Origin of the sequence: Aestuariivivens marinum (assembly GCF_022662175.1) — a bacterium.
GTDB classification, from domain to species: Bacteria; Bacteroidota; Bacteroidia; order Flavobacteriales; family Flavobacteriaceae; genus Aestuariivivens; species Aestuariivivens marinum.
In genome coordinates this window covers 1,245,631-1,271,872 of record NZ_JAKMCR010000001.1, presented here as the reverse complement: position 1 = coordinate 1,271,872, position 26,242 = coordinate 1,245,631, and the positions used below count along the sequence as shown (strand labels likewise).

Below are 26,242 nucleotides of genomic sequence, written 5' to 3'. Positions count from 1 at the left end.
TATTAGTGTTTCAAACTTACTATATGCTATTTCAGATTAAATACTTATTTTTTGTTTCTTTTTTATTTTTATCCTGCGATATGGGCAAATTGAACCTTATTGCAAGTTTAAACAATGATCTAGATGAAGCTTCTGCTATCGAAACTGTAAACGGCTCTCATTTACTCTGGACTATTGAAGACGCTGGAAATAAAAACAATGTCTATGGCATCGATTTAAATGGGAACATTGTTAAGAACATAGACATCAATAATGCTAAAAATGAAGATTGGGAAGATCTAACTTCAGATCATTTGGGTAACCTATACATTGGTGATTTTGGAAATAATAATAAAAAACGTGACCGTTTTACCATTTACAAAATAAATGATGTAGCTAATCTAAATGGTGAAACACAAGCTGAAATGATTCATTTTAAATTACCAAAAGGAGTAAAGTCTAAAGATTTTGAGGCCTTCTTTCTATATGAAAACGACTTTTACATTTTTAGCAAGGAAAACAAAAGTAGCGTCCTTTTAAAAGTACCCAACAGTATTGGAGAACATTCGGCTAAATTGGTAAGTGATTTCAACTTAAATGGCAAACACCACAAAATTACTTCGGCTGCAGTTAGTCCAAATGGTAAAACCATTGTACTTTTAAATCACGACAAACTTTGGAAGATCACCAACTTCAATTCAAGCAATTTTTTAAAAGGCTCTATTGAAGAACTGAAATTCGATCACGATTCGCAGAAAGAAGGCATCTGTTTTAAAGATAACAACACAGTTTATATTACAGATGAGCGCAACCATAGCGAGGGTGGAAATCTTTATACTTTTGATTTGAATTAAAAATTCATTCCAAAACCAAACGAAAACCGTAGGCCCTCTACACTATTAAAGAAATTAAACGTACCTGACAGGGTATCTGCTGCGGTTACCCAAAAACCGCCACCATAATCGTTGTGCCACTTATCTGAAAAATCACCCTTAAGCCATACCCTACCTATATCTCCTCCTGTAAAGATTCCTATTTGTAACGGTAGTGTTTTGGTCTTAAACTGAGGAAAACTAAATCGCAAATCGGCACTCCCAACTAAGGCATTCTTACCTGTAAAACGTTCTGTTCTAAATCCTCGCAAACCATTATTCCCCCCGATGTTTGCAGCTTGGTAAAAAACCAGATCATCACCAACTCGCAATTGAGTTCTTACATCAGTTTTTAAAACTAGGGTTTTATTGGTATTGATTGAATTATAAAACCCAAGATTTGAATTTAAATAGCCATAGGTGTTTTTTGTGTCTTCAAATTCAGTTTTCCCTCCTACTTGAAACATAAAGGTCATTGCTTTTTTAGGGTTGGCCTTGTTATCATGACTGGCATAGTTATACTGTGCTTCCAAGCCTCCGAAAAAACGTCTCTCATAAAAATTTACATTTGGTAACGACATAAATTCTTCAGTGATAAACCGACCTTGAGTATCATCAATCTTTATACCTTCAAAAATAACCCCTAACCCATAGTCACTACCAAAATTTCCTTTTTTTACCATACCCACCTTAGCAGCCATAATGCTAGTTTTAACACGATTATAGTCTAAATCCAGAACATCATCATTGTTCTGGGTTTCATTACCATACCCAAAGAAGTTGTTTGTAAAATTTTCCGTTGTAAATTTTCCACCAATACTTAAGTTCCAATCGTTCATAATATTGGCTATTTCACCATTATATTCTAATGAAAACCCTTTAGTAGCGAAATAATATCCCCCCTTGAAGTGATGTTGTTGGGAAAATGGATTTCTTTGAAACCCATTGGTGGTTTTGGTAAACGAAACACCTAACAGAAAACCATCATCTGGATTAAAACCTAACGCTGGAGCAATGACGCTATTCTTAACTATATTCTTATTAAAATCGAATAAATTAAGTTTATATACATCGGTAAACCTAATTCGTGCACCATTATTTTCTTCAACTGTATTCTTTTTACTTTCATGATCGTATATTTTAACCCTTCTACCATTTTTAATTCTATAGGTATCGTTTTCTTGACCACCAATAAGTCTAATAAATATTGGATTATTGGCTTTACCATTTACTTTAAAAATATCTTTATCGTCCAAACCATAAATCCAAATTTCTTTAGTAACATCTCTATTAAATACCTTATCAACAATTACTTCGGCTTTTTTACCATCAATTATACGCGATATTTTCACATGTGTTTCCTTATCGGCCATTCTAGTTATCTCAATAAAATCATCTTTATCTGTACCCGTTAGAATCACCAGTTCATTTAAATAATTATAGTAACGTTCAGCTATATCCAACATATTACCCCTACGCTCAATTAATAATTGCTTGATTTCATCTAAAGCCTCTCCTTGAACCTCAACCGGAATTTTTTTAAAGGCTCTTTCTATAACCTCATTAGTAACATTTTCCTGTAAAAATTTTGCTTGTTGCAACCAAGTTTCCTTATCGGCCTGTTGAATTAAAACTCGATCTAATTTGATTCCAGCCGAATTCATCCATTCTATATTTTTAAGTTTCCCATCATATACCTGAAGTTGCTTAGTTGAACCTGATATCCCACGCATAATATCCAAAATCGCTCCATCAAAATTCGCAAAGACCTGGTCTCTATCCCTGGGTATAGGCTTGTAATATTTATCACCATTAGCTTTATTGAACTGTGCCCAACGCCACTGGTCTTGATGTCTGTCCCAATCGCCCACCAACATATCAAACAACCTAGCCCTTACAAAGGCGTTTTCATCTATTTTATGCTTTTCATCGTCTCTAATCTTTTCAATAATATCATGCGTACTTTCAATATCATCGGCATATCCAAAATTTCGTTCGTCAGCATAATTTTCCTCAGGCCGCTCTTCAATCATATATAATTCACCTCCATATTTCCTATTATAATCACCTAGATATTTATGTTTTGGAATAAAAAACAACTTAGGATTAGTGTGATATACTTCAGCTGCCTCTGAAAGGTCTGGCATAACCATAAACGCGTATGGGTGTGCTGCTGTGTAAAAATCCATAATTAGTTTTTCTACAGCTGTTTTTTCAAAGTCATGTTCTATATAAGTGTCTTTAAAGACTACCGCTTGCAAATATTGTGTTGCACTTTTACGAAGGGCACGCATATTGAGTTCCCTACCATCTTTTGTTTTTAAGCGCATAGACCTTGTTTGATGACCACCGCCTTCCCGAACTATTTCCAAACCACCATAAAGAGTGTCTAAAGTAGCTACTTTAGCTTTTATTTTTTTACTGTATATATCCCTGTAATGATCACCCCAAATTGATTCATAAAACCCAGAAACATCTGTCTCTCTTTCACTGTAGATAGACACTTCCACCTCTTGTGGAAAAACATCAGGAAGATGGGATACGTCATAATGTTCTTTAGGAGGTATTACCTCTTTTTGAAATAATAGTTTTGGCAGACCATTTTCAGCTCCAAAATATTGCACCAAACTACTTCCGTCCTTAAAGAGTTTAAGTTCAACAAAGCCTTGCTTGCCATAAGCAAAAAGACCATTTTTACTAAGTTCAGCAGCTGACTCCTTAGCTCCTGACCCAGAAACTATTTGTTTTATATTTTCATTTTCTATGTATTGAAGCGTGTGCTCATGTCCCGATACAAAAATAATATTGTCCTCGTCCAAAGTCATTGCCTCAAGACGACTCATCAACTCATTATATCGTTCATTATACCGATCTTGAATAGATACACCTCCTTGATTCCTCAACTGGGTTACTAATGAAGCTAAACCTGGTAATGGTATTTTTTTTTGAGTTGGATATAAATGTTTGGACAAAGGATATTTCCCACCATGTATCCCATTGGTGTACATGGGATGGTGCATAGCAAAAATAATGGTTTTATGTTGAGCCTTTTTTATTTCACCTTCAACCTCTTCGAAAAACCGTTCACGGGTTTTAATCTCACACTTATCGTTTATTGTAGGATGCCTATCCCAATTTTCTAAATACCATTGAGTATCTATTATGATGAGTTCAATATCATCACTAACATTTACAGTTTCTAAAGGGCATCCATGTTTGGGTAAAAAAGCATCATCTCCAATAAGATCTTCGACAAATTCCTCTTCCCTCTTAAGTCCTTTAACACCATCGGAATACCAATCATGGTTGCCTGGAATAAATATAGTATTCCCTTTAAAACCTTTTAATGACCTTGCTTGTGCTTGAAGGGCATTTTCTGCTTCCGCTCGTCCTTTTTTATTTTTTTTTGGAAGACCATGTGGATAAATGTTATCCCCTAAAAAAAGCACATAATCCTTTTCTGTGTTCTTACTTTGAATGTACTGATTAAATGCGGATAAAGCAAAAGACATACCTCCCATAGGTGAAAGTCCTGCATCTCCAATTAAATAAAATGTCCTTTCAACTTCTTTTTCCGGGTAAGTGTCATTTTTATCTGTTTCCTCTTTATATTGCGCTTTATAAGTTGCACAAGCATGTAAACATAAAATGACTAAAGATGCCCATAAGATTTTAAAATAATGTCCCATAAAAAAAATGTTTAGTTTCATGGCAAACCTAATTACCAAATAAAAGGTAAACACACCAATAAAATACTTGGTATCAACAAATGTTTAAAACAAACTAGCCTAAGATACTTAATTACCATTAATATTTTATTACAACCTCAATTAAATTAAACGCTTTTAATTATTCTTGGGACTTTAGCTTGTCTTTATGAAGTTGTTTGAATTTAGCCAACTTAGGTAAAATTACAAAACTGCAATACCCCTGTGACTGATTATTTCTATAATAGTCTTGATGATAATCTTCTGCCTCATAAAAAACGCCAAGAGGTTTAATTTCAGTAACAATTGGATGATCATAATATCCTGAAATCTTTTCAACTACTCTTTGGGCAGTTTTTTTTTGAACCTCATTATGGTAAAAAATTACCGACCTATATTGTGTTCCTCTGTCGGCTCCTTGTTGGTTTAAGGTTGTAGGGTCGTGTGTGGTCATAAAAACCGTCAATATTTCCTCATAAGAAATCATCTGTGGGTCAAAAGTTATCTGAACTACCTCAGCATGACCTGTTAAACCTGAACACACTTCTCTATAAGTTGGATGTCCAGGCACATTCCCACCAGAATATCCAGAAACCACCTTGACAATTCCTTTAACTTCTTGATAGATAGCTTCTGTACACCAAAAGCAACCACCACCAATCGTTGCCAATTGTAAATTATCATTTTTCATTGAAAAATTCCTTAACTAGTTTGATGGATTCTGAATTCACACAATAACGTAGCCCACTTGGTTCTGGCCCATCCGGAAATACATGTCCTAAATGGGCATCACAAGTGTTACACATCACTTCAACCCGTACCATCCCATAAGAGGTATCCTTTTCATACTTAATGGCATTAATCTTGATAGGTTGTGTAAAACTAGGCCATCCAGTACCTGAGCTAAACTTTATGCTGGAATCAAATAATGGCGCATTACAGCAAACACAATTGTATTTACCTTCATCGTAAGCATTGCAAAGCTTCCCACTATGCGCATGTTCAGTCCCTTTTTCACGGGTAATCCTATATTGTTCAGGTGTTAAAATCTTTTGCCATTCTTCGTCTGTCTTAAATATTTTATCCTCAGGCTCTGGATTGCCATTAACAGTAAAACTAACAATATCTTTCCAAGTTAACATAAATTCTATTATTGTTTTTAGAGATTTATTGGTCATGTTCTAAAAATGCTTTTTTTTAGTTTAAAAAAACTTTTATTTAAAGCATATTAATATATTCAATTTTTAGTACTTTGTAAGCATAAATCTATCTGTTTTATGTCGAAATTAATTGAGAAAACTGAAAAATTTGTGTTCAATTTATTTAAAAATGAATTGGATCAGACTTTTATATACCATAACCATACCCATACCGAACGTGTACTAAAAAGTGTTCGAGAAATTATTGAGAACATCGACATTGAAGATGAAGACGCAAAAGTACTGGAGCTTGCAGCATTATTGCATGACACCGGTTATACAGTAACTAGAGAAGGTCACGAAGAGGAAAGTGTAAAAATTGCTACAAAGTTTTTAAAGGACAATGATGTTGATGAAAAAACTATTGGATCCGTTAACAAATGTATTATGGCCACTAAGTTTAAAGATTCACCCAGTACAGAGCTAGGTAAAATTATTCGTGACGCTGACGCTTCCCACTTTGGCAAAAAATATTTTGGGGAAGCCAGTGAGTTTTTACGCAAGGAATTGGAAATACAGGGTATAGCAAATTATACCCCCGCTGAATGGTTAGACAATAACATTAATGTATTGACGCAAAAGCATGAGTTCTATACAGATTATGCTCTAAAAAATTGGCAACCTAGAAAAGAAAAGAACTTAGCTAAGCTTATAAAAACCAAGAAGAAGAGAAGAAAAAAATTAAAAACTGAACAATTAAAAGCTAAATATAAAGCACAATACAAAAATGAGAGCCCCGAAAGAGGCATTCAAACATTTTACCGTGTTGCCCTTAGAAACCATATAAAACTTAGTGATATTGCAGATACAAAAGCAAACATTTTGCTATCTGTAAATGCTATTATAATTTCTTTAGTTATGGCTAATCTAATCTCTAAGTTAGACACCAACGCTTACCTGCTATATCCAACAGCCATTTTTACCCTATCTTGTGTTGTATCGATGGTTCTTTCCATAATAGCAACAAGACCAAACATTACCGGTGGGGAATTTACTAAAGAGGATGTCGCCAATAAGGAAGTAAACCTCACTTTTTTTGGAAACTTTCATAAAATGAAATTGAAAGAGTTTGAATGGGCTATTGGAGAGCTTTTAAAGGATAAAGATTATGTGTACAAATCCCTAACGAAAGATCTCTATTTTTTAGGTAAAGTATTGGAAAGAAAATATAGGATTTTAAGACTAACCTATACCATTTTTATGATAGGCATGATAGTGTCTGTACTCGCTTTTGGGTGGGCATTAAAAACTAACGATGCTGATTTAGAGGATGTGCTTCCAACGGAAACACATGCAGGACCAATATTAAAACCTTCTATGTTTAACGAAACCGATTACGTTTTAAGTTCTTTCATTAAGTCATCATAGGTATAAAAGGCTTTATCATTTTCTTTACCATGATAAAGAATACCAACACGTATTGCCCTTAACCCTGTAACACCTTGAAGATTTTCCAATTCAAGTATTTCTACATTTTCATCCAAAACCTTTTTACTTTGCAAAAATGAAATATATTGTAAATACTCTAACTCGTCTTCTTTTTGGGAAAATACAATAGTCATCTTTCCATTTTGTGTAATACGTTCTTCGGTACCTTTTATAAAGGCTTTATCTACACGCTTTTTAACAACTTCATACCTTGCATTATAAGTACCATCAACATCGAATTGTTTTTCATCCATTCTAAAACGGATGGATAATGGTTGATTAAAAACCAATATCATCGAGGCCACATCCAAAGTCAATGGATACAAATGCTGGTTATTGTAGTATTCGTTTTCCATTTCACACATCACTTGTAACTGCCACAATCTTAAATTATAAAGATAAACAGGGTTAAAGCTATCCTGTTTGGTAATAGCCTCACCAATATACATGTTATGCTCAACACCATCAGTTTTATAACGCTCAAAATAATGAGGGTGCATGGCTTGGGCTTCTTCCTGTTTTTCATCCAATAAAGACGACATGTTCTTATTGATAAGCATGATAGTGTCGTCATAGTTTTTACGATAATAATAAATGAGGTTAATATCAGAATCTACTTTACTAAAATAATCTTCAATATCTTCTTTTAAATTCTTATTCTTCTCTAGTTGAAACTTTAACAAAGGCTCTATTTCTTTTCTTAAGAAAGCTACAATGTTTTGCTCACTGTCTACTTTAAAATCGGTCTTTAAACTTTTTTCAAATTGCTTAATACGAAACAACAGTTGTTCATAAATAGGCAGATTTTCCAAAACTATAATTTTTTCAACTATTTTCTCCAATAAAGACAGTTGCAATAACAAGTCCTTTTGTGTTGCTAGATTCCTAGCATTGGATGACCCCTTTACGTCCATTTGACCGAATAATGGGTAAATATTATCAAAAACAATGCTTTTAAACGAAACATTTACACCCTGCTTTTGCTTATCTCTTAAAAATTGTTTTGCTGCATCGACAAACTTCCAGTACACACTGGGATGAATAGAGGTACATTCTTGTTGTATTATCGCCTCTATTAAGTTTTCTTCCTCTCGTTTAGAACGCTCAATCCCAGAAATGATATAAGGCATTACGTCAACCAACTTGTTGGCATTAATGCTATTGAGCATTCGCGGTGTTTTGGATATAATCTCTAAAACACCCATCAACCCTGACTCGTTGGCTATAGGAGCAAGAATAACACTTTTTATACCTTGTTTATAAAATGCCTTTATATGGTGAGGAGCTTTTCCCTTAAGTTTTTTATAAAGACCAGAAACGTCAGAAATTGAGAAATACTTTCGTTTATTAATGATTTTATTATACGACTGTTGGCACAACACTGCTTCACAAGTCGCCCGTGCTTCATCAACCAACAAGTAACTTTTTAATCCAACCCCTGGAGCCTGTTCAAAATTATTGTCGGCCTGATTATATATGGCAAACCCCAAATACAAATCCTTAATTCCAAAAAGCGACCTGAAAACTTCCTGAAAATCATCCATGAAATTGTCACAATCTTCTTGACCTTCCCCAATTAGATTGGATTTTATATTGGAAATGGATTGATCATCGGTAACATCAAAAATATTGGAAATAACAAATCCCTTAAATATATAACTGTTCGGCGGAAATTTTTCTTTCCATAAGTCAATATTCTCAAAATTATCCAACAGTTCATCATAATCTTCTTCGGTTATTTGTTTTGTATCTGGCTTTGGAACAACTTCACAAAAATCAGCATTATATAAAATTTTATAATATCTCGTCACGCCATTTTCATCAGGGATTTCATAATGAAACGGACGCTTAAAATTTAAATCATAATCATATAATGCATTTAAAATTACTGAACAGGCCATAATATACATATCGTCCTGTGGTATACTCTTAACCTTTAACTCAAAATCATTCCCTGCCGCTTTTATAATATCCTTAAACCGTTGGGATGCATTAAATATTAAATCATGAAATGGTAGTGATGCTGTTTTAATTTCATTTTTAGTAAGCAAAGGACTAAACAAATCTTGCAGAATAACACCTATCTCTTTTTTACGTTTTAATAAAATTTCGGAATCGTTAAACCCATTCCTTAACTCTGGAGACTGATCTGCCATTTTTAAAACACGTTTAGCATTGGCCGAGATGAATTCATCGTCACTACCTACTAAAACGTCATAATGTCTTAAAAGCTTTTCAAAGCTAAATTCAAGCTCAAATGGCGATAAAATATTATAATTAACATTCATTATATTAACTCTACTATATAACAAAGATACTAATTTCGATTTTGTCGTTTTTTAATAAATTACCTAACACAAAAAAATTCCTGCTATGCAAAAAATTAAATAAAATCTGTTTATTATAAATATTAAAAACTTTAAAGAACTTAAACCATAACGTTCCTGTTAAATTGAGGCAAAAATAATATAACCTTTAGCCTTAATAATAGTAGGTAAAAGACAATACGGAACCTAACTTTGATAAGTTTTTTTAAACTCCTTTAAATTAAATCCTGTGTTAAAATTTACGATAAAAGGGTACTTATTCTTCTGTACTGTAATGTTGTTATCAACTGTAAGGCTTTTGGCTTTTCAATTAATAGAACCACCTTTTACTCAAAAGTATAATTCTAACCCTATAGTAAGCAACTTAACTGATTTTGATGGCGATGGCATAGATGACAGTATAGATTTGGATGACGATAATGATGGCATCCCAGATGCCATTGAATGCGGTGAAGTATATTGTGGTGAAAATATAGTTAATGGTAGTTTCGAACAGCCAACAGTTAGCAATGGTACGTGGATGCTCTTCCATGAAAACAATGTGCCAGGTTGGAAAACAACAGCATCAGACAAACAAATTGAATTATGGAAAAGTGGGTTTTTGGGCGCACCATCAGCTGATGGCAACCAACATGCCGAATTGAACGCCAATCAAGTGGCCGCATTATATCAAGAACTTTGTATATCTGGAGGATCAAAAGTTCAATGGGAAGTAAAACACAGAGGAAGGGACGGTGTTGACGTAGCAGAAGTAAAAATTGGGGCGGACCTAACATCGGCTGAGGTCGTAGAAACCATGACTGATGGCACAGGATCTTGGGGGAGTTACTCTGGCACTTATGATGTTCCCGATGGACAAGACACTACCTTTTTCATATTTGAATCAAAAAGCACTTCTTCGGGAAGTACTTCTTCTGGAAATTTAATTGATGATATCGTTATAACTATTTTATCAGAACCTATATGCACAACAGATTTTGATGGTGATGGAATCCCCAACAGCTTGGATTTAGACTCAGACAACGATGGTATTTATGATGTAGTTGAATCGGGCAATGGCCATTTAGACAGCAATAATGATGGAATTATTGATGATGCCGACATTAATTCTGGAACCAATGGCCTATTCAATGACATTGAAACCATTGTTGATAATGGTGTTATCACCTATACGGTTTTAGATAGTGATAGCGATGGTGAAATTGATGCTTTGGAATTAGACAGTGATAACGATGGTTGTTTTGATGTTGTCGAAGCAGGCCATAACGATTCAGATAATAATGGTTTATTGGGTACCGACCCGGTAAATACAGATGTTTATGGCGTAGTAACTAGTGGCTCTAATGGCTATAACACACCTTTAGATGGTGATGCAAATGACGTATCGGATTTTCAAGAAACAGGCAACAACTTATCTATTGTTAACCAACCTATAAAGCAAGGAAATTGTAAAGGAGAAACCATTATTTTTGAAGTACTTCCGCAAGAACCAGACGTTACATCTTACCAATGGGAAGTCAATACAGGTAGTGGTTGGACTTCTGTTATTGATAATTCCAATTATAGTGGAAGCAACTCAAGCCAGCTGCAAATCACCAACACACCTCCAAACTTTACAGGCCATATTTATAGAGTCGTATTATCCCATTTGGCATTTTTATGTGATCCAGGACTAGTATCAAACGAAGTAACACTTACCGTTTATGATACGCCTGAACCAACAGGAAATTCGATACAACAATTTTGTGATACAGACAAAGCCTGTATTGCAGATTTAATCGTTAGTGGTACAGATATACTTTGGTACGATGCTCCTAATGGAGGCAATCTTTTAAACACTTCAAACATCTTGGTTAACAACACTATATATTATGCAACACAAACCCTTAATAATTGTGAAAGCCAAACACGAATGGCCGTAACCGCAGAAGTTTACGAAACCATCGTGGCTTTACCCTTTACAGACATACCTCCTATTGAAGTATGCGACACCCTAGAAAGCGGTAGTGACACCGATGGTATTGCGTCCTTCAATTTAAGAGAAAGGGAATCGCTCCTTTTAAACGGTAAAAATGCGGTAGATTATAATTTTAGATATTTTATTAATGATACTCGAACAAATGAAATTACCGGAACAGATGTATTGGCTTTTAATAATACATCAAATACACAAACTATTTTTGTGCGCATTGAAAATGTGGGGCGCATAGATTGCTATACGGATGTAGAGTTTGAAATAAAGGTAAACCCCAAACCGATTATAAATACCGTAGTACAACTTACGCAATGTGACGACGACCTTGACGGCAAAGCTCCTTTTAACCTCACTGAAGCCAATCAACTTATTTCTATCAACCATTTAAACGAAACCTTCATCTATTATACAAATGCAGCTGATGCAGAAGTGGGGGGAACTACAGGAAGGATTACCAACAATACCCAATCACCAAATCCAGAGACCCAATTTATCAACCCAATAGCTTTTAGTGGCAGTAGTGTGTTTGCAAGAGTTGAAACCTCTAATTTTTGCCATAGGGTAGCCGAGGTACAACTATTGGTAGGTGCGTCTAATATCCCTTCAGGCTTTCTTTTGGAATATTTTGAATGTGACACTGAAGTGGATGATAATGATGACACGAATGGCATTACAAACTTTAATTTTAGTGATGCCGAACAACAAATAGAAGCGATGTTTTCAAATAATGTTCAAGTTACATTTTATACTAGTCTAGAAGATGCCCAGGCCGAAATCAATGCCATTTCCAATATTAGTAATCATAGAAACGATTATACAAATAACAACTTCCCGAACACCCAAAATATCTATGTACGCGTAGATAGTGAAATAGTGAACGCTTGTGAAGGCTTAGGACACCATATTACCCTACATGTAAAATCCTTACCAGAAACACAGAGCATAACCGATTATCCTTTATGCAGTGAGACAAATACTGCTACTTTTGATTTAGGGATTAAAGATGCTGAAGCTATTGGCACACAAACTAAGTCCATCTTGGTAACTTATCACGAAACCCTAATCGAGGCACAAGACCCTATTGGATTTCCTGCTGGTTTGCCTAAAACCAATTACCTTTCAAATTCTAGAACTATTTACGTTAGAACACTTTTCGACAATAACAATAATGGACAACCAGATACTGACGAATGTTTTAACACACATATGACTTTTGACCTAATTGTAGAGCCAAATCCAATTATACTCCAACCAAACCCAATACACATTTGCAGTAAACAGATTGATACAGAATATGATTTAACGCTACGTGAAGACCAAATAACTAATAACGACATAAGTATACAACTAGAATATTATGACTCAACAAATAATTTAATTAACAATCCAAAAGCGTACCTTAGCACGCAACTTAACAACACTGTTATAGTATTGGCCACTGGTGCAAATGGTTGTACTAAATCTGTCTTCTTAGAATTAAAAACTACAATATATGCCAATATCAATGATATGCCAGATCCTATTGAGGAATGTGAGATTGACAACAATGGCTTTGATAATTTTGATGTTCGTCGCAGAGAAGCTGATATTTTAAATGGATTAGATCTTTCAAATTTTGATCCGTTAACTTATTACGAATTGGAAACAGACGCCATAGATGGCAATTCCAATTTCATACAAGACCCCTCAAATTTCACTAATACAACCCAAGACATACAAACTATATTTGTAAGAGTAACCCCCATAGATAGTGAATGTTATCAAATAGTTGAACTAACCTTAATTGTAAACCCAGTACCAGAGATAGACATTGAAGATGAATATGTTATTTGCTTGAACAACAATAATCAATCTATTCCTCCACAATTATTAACAACTTTACCCAATCCCCCAATAGACACACAATTGGATATATCAGATTATAGCTTTCAATGGTATAATGGTACAGAAGCAGAAGCCATTGACAATCCGATAGACACACAAATAGTAGGTGCTACAGATTCGAGTTTTATCCCTACCGAAGCTGGTCAATATACTGTAATAGCTACCAATAGAACAACAGGATGTACCATTCCGGCCACAACGGAAGTCACAGGTTCTTATCCACCAGAGAATATTGCTGTCGAACTAAGTTCTGATGCTTTTTCGGGAAACAACATCTTAAACATCACCGTTGTTGGAAATGGTAGCTACGAATACCGCCTAGACACAACCGATTGGCAATTAAATCCTAGATTTGAAAACGTAAGGGGTGGTGAACGTATTATTTACGCTAGAGATATTTATAATTGTAACGACATTTCGACTTTTCAAATCGTTTTGGATTATCCAAAATTTTTCACTCCTAACGGAGATGGAGTAAATGACATATGGAACATACGGGGTATTGACACCCAACCCAATGCAAAGATTTATATTTACGACCGCTATGGAAAACTTCTAAAGCAATTGACCCCAAAAAGTCTTGGATGGGATGGAACTTTCAACGGAAACCCCATGCCTACAAATGCATATTGGTTTACTATAGAATATAATGAGCCTAAAGACAACACAATAAGAGTATTTAAGGCACACTTTACACTAAAGCGATAAAGATTTTAGTATTTAAAACAATGTTGTTCGACTTAAAATAGTCGTTATTAGTCTAAAATAATTAAGGATAAAAATTAAATTAAAGATATTAGTATATGATTAAAAAACACCTCATATTAGTCCTTGTTTTCACTTTATTCTTTTCTTGTAAAAAAGATTATAAAAAAACAGTTAAAGAAAAAAATAAAATTGATTATGTAGACCCCTTTATAGGAACCGGTGGTCATGGCCATACATATCCTGGTGCTACAGTGCCTTTTGGCATGTTACAGGTTACTCCTATTAATGGCATTAGCAAATGGGATTGGTGTTCGGGTTACCATCATTCTGACTCTATTGCCGTGGGCTTTAGTCATTTGGCACTTAGTGGTACTGGCATTGGAGATTTGGCTGACATCTTGTTTATGCCCACCAATAATGAGGTCGATTTATCTAAGGGATCATCCTCACGGGATTCACTTCCATACAAATCCAAGTACAGTCATAACAACGAAACCACTACTCCCGGGTACTATCAATTGTTTTTGGAAGATCATAATGTAAATGTAGAATTAACCACCGAAAAGCGAACTGCTTATCATAAATACACCTTTAAAAAAGACGATAAACAATCGGTTGTAATTGATTTGGGGTTTGCAATTAACTGGGATACAGCCATTGAATCTGCTATTAATATAGAAAACGACCATACCATTTCTGGTTACCGTTTTAGTAAAGGTTGGGCCCGAAACCAAAAAGTGTTTTTTGTGGCGAAATTCTCAAAACCAATAACCAAACATCATATGTTTGTAGACGGAAACAAAACGAGAGAACAAACTTCCAAAGGTATTAAAACTTCAACACAACTATTTTTTAATGCTAATAACACTCAAGAGTTGTTGGCCAAAGTATCCTTATCCTCTGTTAGTATTGCCAATGCAAAAGACAATATGCGAGACGGCGGTTTTGAATTCGATACAATTAAAAAAGATGCTGAAGCAGATTGGGAAAAAGCTTTATCCATAATCACTATCGAAACACCTATTGATTCATTAAAAACTATATTTTATACAGCTATGTACCACGCCCAAGTGGCACCGGTAACTTTTAGCGATAAAAATGGTGCATTTAGAAAAGAAAATGATTCCATTACAAAAGCAGAAGGTTATACAGCCTATTCAACCCTATCACTTTGGGACACTTTTAGGGCAGAGCATCCGCTTTTAACCTTAATTGCCCCTGATAAGGTTTCTGATATCATTAACTCTATGTTGGCATATTACGAAACCAAAAAAATTCTTCCCGTATGGACACTTTATGCGAACGAGACCAACACCATGACAGGCTACCATTCCATTCCGGTAATAGCTGAAGCCTATAAAAAGGGCATAAAAGGATTTGATGCCGAAAAAGCCTATGAAGCTATGAGAACTACTATGATGCAGGACGAACGTGGATTAAATCATTATAAGAAGTATGGCTATATTCCGTTTAGCTTATTGGATGAATCAGTAACCATCTCTTTGGAGTTTGCTTATGATGATTGGTGTGTGGCACAAATGGCCAAAGCATTAGGAAAGGACGATGATTATAACTTTTTCTTGAATAGATCAAAAGCATACAGACATTTATTTGACAAAGAAACAGGTTTTATGAGAGGAAAATCGGTGGATGGCAGCTCTTGGAACGAACCTTTTGACCCTAAACATTCTAACCATAGAGAGCACACCGATTATACCGAAGGTAATGCATGGCAGCACAGTTGGTTCGTCCCTCACGCTGTTGAAGATTTGGCTCAATTACATGGTGGTAACGATATTTTTACCCAACGTTTAGAACAACTCTTTACAGAAAGTTCTGAAATTACAGGTGATAATATTTCAGCAGATATTTCGGGGCTTATTGGTCAATATGCCCACGGAAATGAACCCAGCCACCATATTGCCTACATGTTTAACCATGCCAATAAACCTTGGCGTACGCAATATTGGGCAAGACAAATTATGGATACCCAGTACAACACCACTCCTAATGGACTGAGCGGCAATGAGGATTGCGGACAAATGAGTGCATGGTATGCCCTAAGTTCTATTGGTTTGTATCCTATGAATCCCGCTTCAACCAAATACGAAATTGGTAGTCCTATTTTTGAAAAAGCAACTCTTAATCTTTTAGGAAAAAAAACATTTATTATCGAAGCTGAAGGTGTTTCAAATGAGAATATTTATATTCAATCGGCTACCTTAAATGGTGAAAATTTTAACCAAACCTCAATTTCACATCAACAAATTATAGAAGGAGGCAGACTTCATTTTGTGATGGGAAATACCCCAAATAAGAATTGGGGAGTTGATTGATGGATTATAAAATATCATTACTAACCAAGTGAAGTAACCTGCTAAATAAAAACATCAAAATACCAACCAATAAACCAACCGAATGAACAGTATCGACATCGCCATTATAATAATATACATCGCCTTAACTTTGGGGGTAGGTATCTGGATTTCAAAAAAAGCCTCCAAAGGATTAGACTCTTATTTTTTGGGAGGCAACAGTATTAAATGGTATTATTTAGGGTTAAGTAATGGTTCGGGTATGTTTGATGTGTCTGGTACGGCATGGATGGTCGGTATTCTGTTTTTGTATGGTGCCAAAAGTTTTATGTTTATGTGGATTTGGCCTATTTGGAACCAAATCTTTATTATGATTTTTTTGGCCGCTTGGATTCGTCGGTCGAATATTATGACAGGTTCAGAATGGATTCTGACCCGTTTTGGAGATGATAAGGCCGGAAGAGCTTCACACTTAATAGTAGCTATATTTGCCATTATTGCTTCCGTAGGTTTTATTGCCTATTTCTTTGAAGGGGTTGGCAAATTTATGACTATTATTTTACCATGGGACTTAACCATCTCTTTGGGAAATGGCACCTTACTAACTTCTGAGCAAAGCTATGCTCTTATTATTATATTTTTAACCACCATCTACACCATTAAAGGCGGAATGTTTTCAGTTGTAGCTACCGAAGTATTGCAATACATTATTATGGTTTTAGCTGGTGTATTGGTAGCTGTTTATGCGTTTTTCACCATTAGTGATGCCCAAATTACGTCTATTATTCCTGCAGAATGGAACTCCATTCTCTTTGGCTGGGAACTAGAGGGCTTTTGGGATGGCAAACTCCAAGCCTTTAATGATTTAATCGATTCCCAAGGCTATAAAATGTTTGGGGCTTTTATAGGCATGTCCTTATTTAAAGGATTCTTTGCCAGTATCGCAGGTCCAACACCAAGCTACGATATGCAACGTATACTATCAACAAGATCGGTTAAGGAAGCAGCCTATATGAGTGGGTTTACAAATCTTATTTTATTCATTCCACGTTATTTACTAATAGGAGGGATTGTGGTTATAGGGCTTGTATTCTTAACACCTGAAATGAGCACCCTGTCTGGTGTTGGTTCCAACGATTTGGAAATCATTCTTCCAAAAGTGATTAATTTTCACGTACCTGTAGGTGTTAAAGGATTATTGCTGGCCGGTTTATTAGCAGCATTTATGAGTACTTTTTCAGCATTTGTAAATTCCGGACCAGCATATATTGTAAACGATATTTATAAAAAGTATTTTAAACCAGAAGCTTCGGCAAAACACTATGTAAAAGCAAGTCATTTGGCATCGTTTACCATAGTAATTATAGGAGTTTTTATGGGGTTTTTTGCAGAGTCTATTAATTCCTTAACCTTATGGATTACCAGTGCATTGTATGGAGGTTACGTGGCGGCCAACTTTTTAAAATGGGTTTGGTGGCGCTTTAATGGATGGGGTTATTTTTGGGGAATGCTAAGCGGTTTAATTATTGCAACCCTTCAGTATTTATTGGATTTGAACAAAACAAATTTTGAGGTCGACACATGGCTTTACGACCTAGCGCAAATACCCCCAATTTATGTCTTCCCTATATTATTCTTTGTCTCACTATTGGGGTCTTTTTTGGGCACTTGGCTAACTCCTGCAACCAATATGGAAACCCTTAAAAGCTTTTATAACAACGTTAGACCTTGGGGGTGGTGGCATCCAGTATATAAAGCTCTTAAAAATGAAGACGGCACCATTACCAAAAACAACAATTTTATTAGCGACATGATTAATTGTGTTATTGGCATTGTATGGCAATCCAGCATGATTCTATTACCTATATATTTTATGGTTAGAGCCTACCCTAAAGCCCTTTGGACACTAATGGTATTTGTTATAACTTCAGTAATTTTAAAATTCACTTGGTTAGACAAGGTTAAAAAATATAAAAATTAAGAACTGAATAAAAAACTAAATGTCTTTTCGAATGATTCCAGACTTGCTTAGGTATAGCATCAAGAACCAAATCAAGATAAGACAACAAAAATTAACTACATATTTATGAACTCCATTCCTTGGCAAGATAGACCTAAAAACTGTAACGACGTCATGTGGCGGTATTCTGAAAATCCTATTATAGACCGTTATCATATCCCAACATCCAATAGTATTTTTAATAGTGCTGTTGTCCCTTTTAATGATGGCTATGCTGGCGTTTTTAGATGTGACAATAAAGCAGTACAAATGAATATTTTTGCTGGATTTAGCAAAGACGGTATTCATTGGGATATCAACCATCAGCCAATTGAAATGAAAGCTGGGAATACCCAAATGATTGATTCCGATTACAAATATGACCCTCGTGTGGTTTTTATTGAAGATCGATATTGGATTACTTGGTGCAATGGATATCACGGCCCAACTATAGGTATTGCTTATACGTTCGATTTCAAGGAATTTTTTCAATGTGAGAATGCCTTTTTGCCTTTTAACAGAAATGGTGTCTTATTTCCAAAGAAAATTAACGGAAAATATGCCATGCTAAGTCGCCCTAGCGATAACGGGCATACACCTTTTGGCGACATATATATAAGCTACAGTCCCGATATGAAATACTGGGGTGAACATCGGTGCGTGATGAAAGCTACTCCTTTTGAAGACAGTGCGTGGCAATGTACAAAAATTGGTGCAGGACCAATTCCTATATTAACCTATGAAGGTTGGTTGATGATTTATCATGGAGTGATTACTACCTGCAACGGATTTCGTTATGCTATGGGAGCAGCATTACTTGACGAAAACGAGCCCAATAATGTCAAATACAGAACACAACCATATTTACTAGGCCCAGCAGTAGATTACGAAATGATGGGAGACGTCCCTAATGTGGTATTTCCGTGTGCTGCATTGCACGACATTGAAGAAGATAAATTAGCGGTGTATTATGGTGCTGCCGATACAGTAGTAGCTCTTGCTTTTGGAAAAATAAGTGAAATTATCGAGTTTACTAAAAGCAATAGTTTATAAAAAATATTAAAGTATTTAAAGTTAAAAAGTGTCTAAAGTGTTTATAAAGCAAATAAAGTTTACGTTTTTAGTCGTAGCCCTTGGTTCCTATTCCATACTAAGTTGTGCCCAAACCAAACAAGATATTGTACCTCAAACTTATGTTGCTCATAAAACACAGGAAACTATAACAATTGATGGGAAAGCAGATGAAACAAGTTGGCAAAAAGCCAAATGGACTAATAACTTTATAGATATTGAAGGTATAGTGACTCCAAAATACAAAACCAAAGTTAAAATGCTTTGGGATGAGACCTACTTTTACATCTTTACTAATATTGAAGAACCCCACGTTTGGGCAGACATTAAAAAACACGATGCCGTTATTTTTTATAATAACGACTTTGAAATATTTGTAGATCCTGATGGTGATACCTATAACTACTACGAAACAGAAATAAACGCACTGAATACAGTTTGGGACCTGTTCATTACAAAACCCTATAGAGAGGAAAATGTTGTTCTTAACGATTATGAAACGACTGGATTGAAATCGGCTGTGCAGATTCACGGTACCTTAAATGACCCTAATGACATTGATGAAGGTTGGACATTGGAAATTGCCATTCCATGGGATGTCTATAAGACTTCATACTATGAGGATGCAGTACCTAGAGATCGGTTTTTTCGAGTTAATTTTTCTAGGGTTAATTGGAATTACAGCTTAGAAAATGGCAAATATTACAGAAAAAAAGACGATAATGGCGACTACCTACATGAATACAATTGGGTATGGTCACCCATAGGAGTTATCAATATGCACGAACCAGAAAAATGGGGCTATGTGTATTTTTCTACAAAGAAAATTGGCCAAACAGATCATTTTATCATTCCACAGGATGAAAAAATAAAATGGGAGTTATTTAAGTTATATCGTGCACAGAAAAAATATCATGAAATCAATAAAAAATGGGCTAACTCAATTGAAAATTTAACGCCTTCTGCTGTTACAATAGATAGTGAAATCTTATACCCAATATTAGAAACTCATAATTTTGGCTATAATATCTCGGTAAAAAGCCCTTTTACAAAAAAAATGCTAATCATTAATCAGGAAGGAAAATTCAAATCACAATAAAACTGTAGCCATTAATTATATGAGGTTTAGTATAACATCAATAAAATCAATTATCTTTTTTAGTTTATTTATACTTGTTTTTGCTTGTTCAAAACCTAAAAAAATCAAAATAAAACCTGTTGAAAACTTAAAAATTATTGGTTATGTTGCGGGTTATGAAGATTTTGATCCCGCACAGGTCGATGCTACTAAACTTACCCATATTAATTATGCCTTTGCGAATATTGTTGATGGATATCCAAAGTTCGAATTGGATATAGATTCCTCCAAAATTTCAAAACTGATAGCCCTAAAAAAAAAGAATCCAGATTTAAAGGTACTGTATTCTATTGGCGGATGGTTATGGTCCGATAAGTTTTCACATGTCGCTGCTTACCCTGAAACGAGGTTGCAATTTGCAATTAATAGTGTAGCACTTATGAAAAAACATGGGTTTGATGGCATAGATTTAGATTGGGAATACCCTGGACAACGTGGTGAAGACAATGCCTTTAGACCATCAGATAAAGAAAACTTTACTCTGCTCCTTGCTGAAGTTAGAAAGCAGTTGGATAAGGTTGGAAAAACAGACCAAACTCATTACCTACTTACTATTGCAACTGGAGCAGACCAAAATTACATTGACCATACCAATTTAGGGAAAGCACATCAATACCTAGATTTCATTAATGTAATGTGTTACGATTTTTATCATGGTTGGCACTATCAAACGGGTCATCATGCCAATTTATATCCTTCAGAAAAAGAAAAATTCATGGGTAATAGTGGACAGGAAGCCATAAACCGACATATAAAAGCAGGTGTACCCGCTGAAAAACTAATCATGGGGATTCCGTTTTATGGTAGAATGTGGAAAAAAGTACACTTAGGAAATAATGGTCTCTATCAAACGGCAATGTCTACAGGAATGATTGTGCCTTACTGGGATATTCTTGAAAAAATGAAATCGGGAAAATACCAAAAAGGTTATGATGACTCAGCCAAAGCATCCTATTTATGGAATGCTAACGACAGTATTTTTATTTCTTGGGAAACTCCAAAGGAAATTCAGCTAAAAACGAATTATATCAAACAAAATGGATTGGGGGGCACTATGTTTTGGGAATACAGTCTAGATAAAGATCAAGAGCTACTCAATACACTTTATGAAAAAATAAAATAAATATAAAGTTCAAAGAAGATGAAAACCATACATTTATTGTCCACTATATTACTTCTTAGTGTTACTGCATGTAACCAAAAAATAGGAGAGCATCAAGAAATAGCTGAAACATCAAGCACTGAAAACTCTGCATTTGAATTTGGCACTTGGATTACATCAAATAAAAACAAATCAAATGAAGATTACGCTGCTGAATTCAAAAAATATAAAGATGCTGGCATAGATGAAGTGCTTATAAACACAGGCACCGATCCAATAGAATTAGAGAGATTGGCACCTATAGCAACAAAAGTAGGCTTAAAAGTCCATGCTTGGATTATGGCCGTGAACCGTCCAGGGGACACCGTGGCTTTAAAACACCCAGAATGGTACCAAGTAAGTCGAGACGGTAAATCTTGCCATGATACGCGCCCCTATGTGGGGTATTACCAATGGTTGTGCCCAACCAGAGAAGCTTCTAGAAACCATATTTTAGGTTTGGTGGAGGGACTGGCTAAGGTTGATGGTATTGAAAGTGTACATTTAGATTACATACGTTTTCCAGATATCTTCTTACCTATTGGGTTATTGCCTAAGTACAATTTGGTTCAGGATGAAGAATTACCAGAATACGATTTTTGTTATTGTGATGTATGTGTAGAAGCTTTTGAAAATATGCACCATAAAAACCCTAGGAAAATTAAAAACACGGCTATAGACATGGAGTGGAAAAACTTCCGTTTAAATGCTATTAAGGCCTTGGTAGATGATGCCTATAAAATTGTAAATAAAAACAAAAAAAAATTAACCGCAGCAGTATTTCCGTATCCCGAAATGGCAGATCATATGGTGCGACAGCGTTGGGATAAATGGGATATTGATGAAGTATACCCCATGATTTACCACAGCTTTTACAATGAGGAAATCGATTGGATTGGTTATGCCACCAAACAAGGTGTCGCCGATTTAGAAGCTAAAAATGTGGGGCTTAACACAGGCATTTATTTACCGCCTTTCACTTCGGGCGATGAATTAAAAGAAGCTATAAGATTAGCAATAGATAATGGCGCCAAAGGTGTTACATTTTTTGATGGACCTGCACTAACACCTGAATATTTACAGGCTATAAAGGAAGCAAAAGCATCATTAAAACTGTAGTTAGAATATATGATAAAAATAAAAAGCATGGCAAACAGAAGAGATTTTATAAAGAAAGCGGCTTTAGGCTCAATGGGTATAAGTGCTATGGTAAGCTGCAAAGAACTTGCTAAAGATGATGAAAAAACTGAACCTCTTTTAGTAAAAAAAACACAAAAACCTTTAATTATAGCCACTTGGAAACATGGTCTACCTGCCAATGAAGCTGCCTGGAAAACACTTACCAGTGGAGGCACAGGTATAGATGCTGTTGAAGCTGGTGTAAGAGTTCCCGAAGGTGACCCTAACGAGCGTAGTGTTGGTTATGGCGGATTGCCAGACCGTGAGGGAAAGGTAACTTTAGACGCTTGTATTATGGACGCTAACAGTAATTGTGGGTCAGTATCCTTCTTACAAGGTATTAAGCACCCTATTTCCGTAGCTAGAAAAGTGATGGAAGAAACTCCACATGTCATGCTTTCAGGTGAAGGAGCCCTTCAATTTGCACTATCTCAAGGATTCAAAGAAGAAAATCTATTAACCCCAAAATCTGAAGAAGATTGGAAAAACTGGTTGAAAAAGTCAAAATATAAACCTGTTATCAATATAGAAAACCATGACACTATAAGTATGCTGGTGTTAGATGACAGCGGAAATCTATCCGGAGCCTGTACAACTAGCGGAGCTGCATGGAAAATGCATGGTCGTGTTGGCGATTCACCAATCATTGGTGCAGGATTATTTTTAGACAATGAAGTTGGAGCAGCAGCAGCTACCGGTCTTGGGGAAGCTGTTATTCGAACCGCTGGAAGCGCTATGGTTGTAGAACAAATGCGAATGGGGAAATCCCCTACCGAAGCTTGTAAAATAATTGTAGAACGCATTTACAACAAACATAAAAACCATCCTGACATGGAATACCTTCAAGTAGGCTTTATTGCCATTAACAAACAAGGGGAACATGGTGGGTACAGCTTGCGTTCCGGCTTTGACTATGCGGTATACGACAAGGATAACGGTAACAGAATGGAGGATGCTACATATAAAATGACTTGGGATGAAAAATAAAACCTATTTTACAATAAAATCAATAGTTACAATCTTTTTTGTGACAGTGTTCATGGGATGTCAAAGTAAACCCAAAAAAACATTTACCATAAATGATATTAAGGTCATACCAAAGCCAACAACATTAACCCTTGAAGAAGGCAGCTTTAGCTTTAATAAAAATACAAAGGTTTATGTTACTAATGATGCTCAATTACAGGCCGCAGGTATTTTATTAAACAGATTAAAAATCGCAGCAAGCTTAGATCTAGAAGTAGTTAAAATGCCACCATCATCGAACTTTATTCAGTTTAAACTAAACGAAGATTTACAAAATGAGGCATATCAATTAAATGTAAACAGTAAAAGCATTACCGTTGAAGCCAATAGTTTTTCAGGGTTTATATATGGCTCTGAGACTTTGCGACAATTATTGCCTGCCGAAATTGAAAGCCAAAACAATATTGAGTCTGTAGCATGGGTAATTCCAAATGTCAACATCACCGATTCTCCACGTTTCAAATGGCGGGGCTTAATGTTGGACCTATCTCGACATTTTTTTGAAAAAGACTATATTAAGCAGACTATAGATCGCTTGGCCTATTTAAAAATGAACACCTTGCACTTACATTTAGTGGATGATCAAGGTTGGCGCATTGAAATAAAACAATATCCAAAACTTACCGAAGTAGGATCTTTTAGGGTAAACCAAGAAGACAAACCTTGGAATGCCAGACATACTCCAAAACCAGAAGAAAAAGGAACCTATGGTGGTTTCCTTACTCAAGAAGACATTAAAGATATTGTTGCTTATGCTCAATCACGAGGGGTTACGGTAGTACCTGAAATTGAAATGCCAGCCCATGTTACAAGCGCTATTGCATCATACCCAGAGTTATCTTGTTTAGAGAAACCGGTAGCTGTTCCTTCAGGAGGACTTTGGCCAATAACAGATATTTTCTGTGCTGGAAAAGAATCTACATTTGAATTTTTAGAAAACGTTTTAACAGAAGTTATGGGTTTATTCCCCTCAAAGTATATTCATGTTGGTGGAGATGAAGCAACCAAAACCAATTGGAAAACCTGTAAGCATTGCCAAAAAAGAATGAAAACGGAAGGCCTGGAAAATGTTGAAGAACTACAGAGTTATTTTATAAAACGCATGGAACGATTTATTAGCTATAAAGGGCGTGTTTTAATTGGTTGGGATGAAATTCTAGAAGGTGGTTTGGCTCCTGGGGCAGCGGTAATGAGTTGGCGCGGTGTTAAAGGTGGCTTGGAAGCATCGGCCGAAGGACACGATGTGGTGATGACTCCCGGGTCACATTGCTATTTTGACCATTACCAAGGAGATATGGATACCGAACCCAAAGCTTGGGGTGGTTATACTCCAATTAGTAAAGTGTATGATTTTGACCCCGTTGTTGAATCCATGACCGAAAAACAAGCTCATCACGTATTAGGTGGGCAAGCTAATTTATGGGCAGAATATGTATCTACCACATCACATTCAGAATATATGATTTTTCCAAGATTAGTGGCTTTATCCGAAACCCTTTGGAGTCCTAAGGCGGATAGAACCTGGGAAGAATTCACCACCCGATTAACACCTATGTTTAAGCGCCTAGAATACCAAGGCATTAATTATGCAAAAAGTGCTTATAATATTTCTGCCGAAACACATGTTAACAATAATACAAATGTAATATCCGTTACCCTTAAAAATGAATTCCCTAATCCCGATATACGTTACACTTTAGATGGAACCGATGTAGACAATATGGCTATTTCCTATCAAACTCCTATTGAAATTACAAAGACCACTACGATTAAAGCGTCCTTATATGAAAACAACAAACCGATAGGTAAAGTTTTTGAAAAAACATTTAATTACCATAAAGGTGTTGGCAAACCCGTAAATTATATTACCAAATACAGCAACAGCTATCAAGGCGCCGGTACTAACAACATGAACAATATCGTTAGAGGTTCTAAAAACTTTCATGATGGCCAATGGCAAGCATGGATAGGTAATGACATGGAGTTGGTTATCGACCTAGAAAAAACAACCGAAGTTAGTAAAGTAAGCGTGGGCTCAATGGAAAATCAAGGGCCGGCAATTTACTTCCCAACTCATTTAGAGGTTCTACTATCTAACGATGGAAAAAAGTTTAATAGTGTTGGTAAAATAAATAGACCTTTTAATTCAAATGCTGAGATAGTGCTTAAAGATTTTACCATTGCATTTGAAAAAAGAACATCGAGATATGTTAAGGTTATAGCTAAAAGCCTAAAAAAAACTCCTAATGGTGGAGGGGCTTGGTTATTTGTGGATGAAATCACAATAGAGTAAT

15 protein-coding genes are annotated in these 26,242 nt (G+C 35.5%); 11 read left to right on the top strand and 4 right to left on the bottom strand.

Going from position 1 to position 26,242, the window contains the following annotated elements:
- The first annotated feature begins 80 nt into the window (after nt 1-80).
- Nucleotides 81-833, top strand: a complete 753-nt coding sequence (locus MR053_RS05440; protein ID WP_242131424.1) for an SdiA-regulated domain-containing protein — start codon at nt 81-83, stop codon at nt 831-833.
- Here the strand turns inward: MR053_RS05440 and MR053_RS05435 are convergent.
- The 3 genes from MR053_RS05435 to msrB form a co-directional block, all read right to left on the bottom strand.
- The gene (locus MR053_RS05435; RefSeq protein WP_242131423.1) at nt 830-4,540 is read right to left on the bottom strand and encodes a metallophosphoesterase; all 3,711 of its coding nucleotides are present in this window, start codon (nt 4,538-4,540) and stop codon (nt 830-832) included. The two genes, MR053_RS05440 and MR053_RS05435, sit on opposite strands and share 4 nt — an antisense overlap.
- 160 nt (nt 4,541-4,700) lie before the next feature.
- The gene (gene msrA, locus MR053_RS05430; RefSeq protein ID WP_242131422.1) at nt 4,701-5,249 is read right to left on the bottom strand and encodes a peptide-methionine (S)-S-oxide reductase MsrA; all 549 of its coding nucleotides are present in this window, start codon (nt 5,247-5,249) and stop codon (nt 4,701-4,703) included.
- A complete protein-coding gene (gene msrB / locus MR053_RS05425) occupies nt 5,239-5,700 on the bottom strand; it encodes a peptide-methionine (R)-S-oxide reductase MsrB (RefSeq protein ID WP_242131786.1) in 462 nt (153 codons plus the stop codon). The genes msrA and msrB overlap by 11 nt, the downstream gene beginning before the upstream one ends.
- A gap of 135 nt (nt 5,701-5,835) precedes the next feature.
- Between msrB and MR053_RS05420 the strand changes: the two genes are divergently transcribed.
- Nucleotides 5,836-7,125, top strand: a complete 1,290-nt coding sequence (locus MR053_RS05420) for a Pycsar system effector family protein (protein ID WP_242131421.1) — start codon at nt 5,836-5,838, stop codon at nt 7,123-7,125.
- Here the strand turns inward: MR053_RS05420 and MR053_RS05415 are convergent.
- Nucleotides 7,092-9,473, bottom strand: coding sequence for a GAF domain-containing protein (locus MR053_RS05415; protein WP_242131420.1), 2,382 nt, complete (start codon nt 9,471-9,473; stop codon nt 7,092-7,094). The genes MR053_RS05420 and MR053_RS05415 overlap by 34 nt on opposite strands.
- A 268-nt stretch (nt 9,474-9,741) precedes the next feature.
- Between MR053_RS05415 and MR053_RS05410 the strand changes: the two genes are divergently transcribed.
- The 9 genes from MR053_RS05410 (at nt 9,742) to MR053_RS05370 (ending at nt 26,241) form a co-directional block, all read left to right on the top strand.
- A complete protein-coding gene (locus tag MR053_RS05410) occupies nt 9,742-14,079 on the top strand; it encodes a T9SS type B sorting domain-containing protein (RefSeq protein ID WP_242131419.1) in 4,338 nt (1,445 codons plus the stop codon).
- A gap of 95 nt (nt 14,080-14,174) precedes the next feature.
- Entirely contained in the window at nt 14,175-16,415 is a 2,241-nt protein-coding gene (locus MR053_RS05405; protein WP_242131418.1) for a GH92 family glycosyl hydrolase, read from the top strand.
- Nucleotides 16,416-16,497: 82 nt separating this feature from the next.
- The gene (locus MR053_RS05400) at nt 16,498-18,375 is read left to right on the top strand and encodes a sodium:solute symporter family protein (protein ID WP_242131417.1); all 1,878 of its coding nucleotides are present in this window, start codon (nt 16,498-16,500) and stop codon (nt 18,373-18,375) included.
- Between the two features lie 105 nt (nt 18,376-18,480).
- The gene (locus MR053_RS05395; protein WP_242131416.1) at nt 18,481-19,446 is read left to right on the top strand and encodes a glycoside hydrolase family 130 protein; all 966 of its coding nucleotides are present in this window, start codon (nt 18,481-18,483) and stop codon (nt 19,444-19,446) included.
- Between the two features lie 37 nt (nt 19,447-19,483).
- Complete coding sequence (locus MR053_RS05390; RefSeq protein WP_242131415.1) at nt 19,484-20,563, top strand: carbohydrate-binding family 9-like protein; 1,080 nt, start codon at nt 19,484-19,486, stop codon at nt 20,561-20,563.
- Nucleotides 20,564-20,582: 19 nt separating this feature from the next.
- A complete protein-coding gene (locus tag MR053_RS05385) occupies nt 20,583-21,725 on the top strand; it encodes a glycoside hydrolase family 18 protein (protein ID WP_242131414.1) in 1,143 nt (380 codons plus the stop codon).
- Between the two features lie 18 nt (nt 21,726-21,743).
- The gene (locus tag MR053_RS05380) at nt 21,744-22,862 is read left to right on the top strand and encodes a putative glycoside hydrolase (protein WP_242131413.1); all 1,119 of its coding nucleotides are present in this window, start codon (nt 21,744-21,746) and stop codon (nt 22,860-22,862) included.
- A 27-nt stretch (nt 22,863-22,889) separates the two neighbouring features.
- Nucleotides 22,890-23,909 carry an isoaspartyl peptidase/L-asparaginase family protein gene (locus tag MR053_RS05375; RefSeq protein ID WP_242131412.1) on the top strand — a complete coding sequence of 340 codons (1,020 nt, stop codon included), beginning with the start codon at nt 22,890-22,892 and terminating at the stop codon, nt 23,907-23,909.
- Nucleotides 23,899-26,241 (top strand): beta-N-acetylhexosaminidase, encoded by a 2,343-nt coding sequence (locus tag MR053_RS05370; protein WP_242131411.1) that lies wholly within the window; start codon nt 23,899-23,901, stop codon nt 26,239-26,241. Before MR053_RS05375 ends, MR053_RS05370 begins: the two co-directional genes overlap by 11 nt.
- Nucleotide 26,242: the final 1 nt, after the last annotated feature.

Bases quoted from the DNA above. Each gene is read 5' to 3' on its own strand.
- MR053_RS05440 (WP_242131424.1), top strand. From the start codon at position 81: ATGGGCAAATTGAACCTTATTGCAAGTTTAAACAATGATCTAGATGAA.
- MR053_RS05435 (WP_242131423.1), bottom strand. From the start codon at position 4,540: ATGGGACATTATTTTAAAATCTTATGGGCATCTTTAGTCATTTTATGT.
- msrA (WP_242131422.1), bottom strand. From the start codon at position 5,249: ATGAAAAATGATAATTTACAATTGGCAACGATTGGTGGTGGTTGCTTT.
- msrB (WP_242131786.1), bottom strand. From the start codon at position 5,700: ATGTTAACTTGGAAAGATATTGTTAGTTTTACTGTTAATGGCAATCCA.
- MR053_RS05420 (WP_242131421.1), top strand. From the start codon at position 5,836: ATGTCGAAATTAATTGAGAAAACTGAAAAATTTGTGTTCAATTTATTT.
- MR053_RS05415 (WP_242131420.1), bottom strand. From the start codon at position 9,473: ATGAATGTTAATTATAATATTTTATCGCCATTTGAGCTTGAATTTAGC.
- MR053_RS05405 (WP_242131418.1), top strand. From the start codon at position 14,175: ATGATTAAAAAACACCTCATATTAGTCCTTGTTTTCACTTTATTCTTT.
- MR053_RS05400 (WP_242131417.1), top strand. From the start codon at position 16,498: ATGAACAGTATCGACATCGCCATTATAATAATATACATCGCCTTAACT.
- MR053_RS05395 (WP_242131416.1), top strand. From the start codon at position 18,481: ATGAACTCCATTCCTTGGCAAGATAGACCTAAAAACTGTAACGACGTC.
- MR053_RS05385 (WP_242131414.1), top strand. From the start codon at position 20,583: ATGAGGTTTAGTATAACATCAATAAAATCAATTATCTTTTTTAGTTTA.
- MR053_RS05380 (WP_242131413.1), top strand. From the start codon at position 21,744: ATGAAAACCATACATTTATTGTCCACTATATTACTTCTTAGTGTTACT.
- MR053_RS05375 (WP_242131412.1), top strand. From the start codon at position 22,890: ATGGCAAACAGAAGAGATTTTATAAAGAAAGCGGCTTTAGGCTCAATG.
- MR053_RS05370 (WP_242131411.1), top strand. From the start codon at position 23,899: ATGAAAAATAAAACCTATTTTACAATAAAATCAATAGTTACAATCTTT.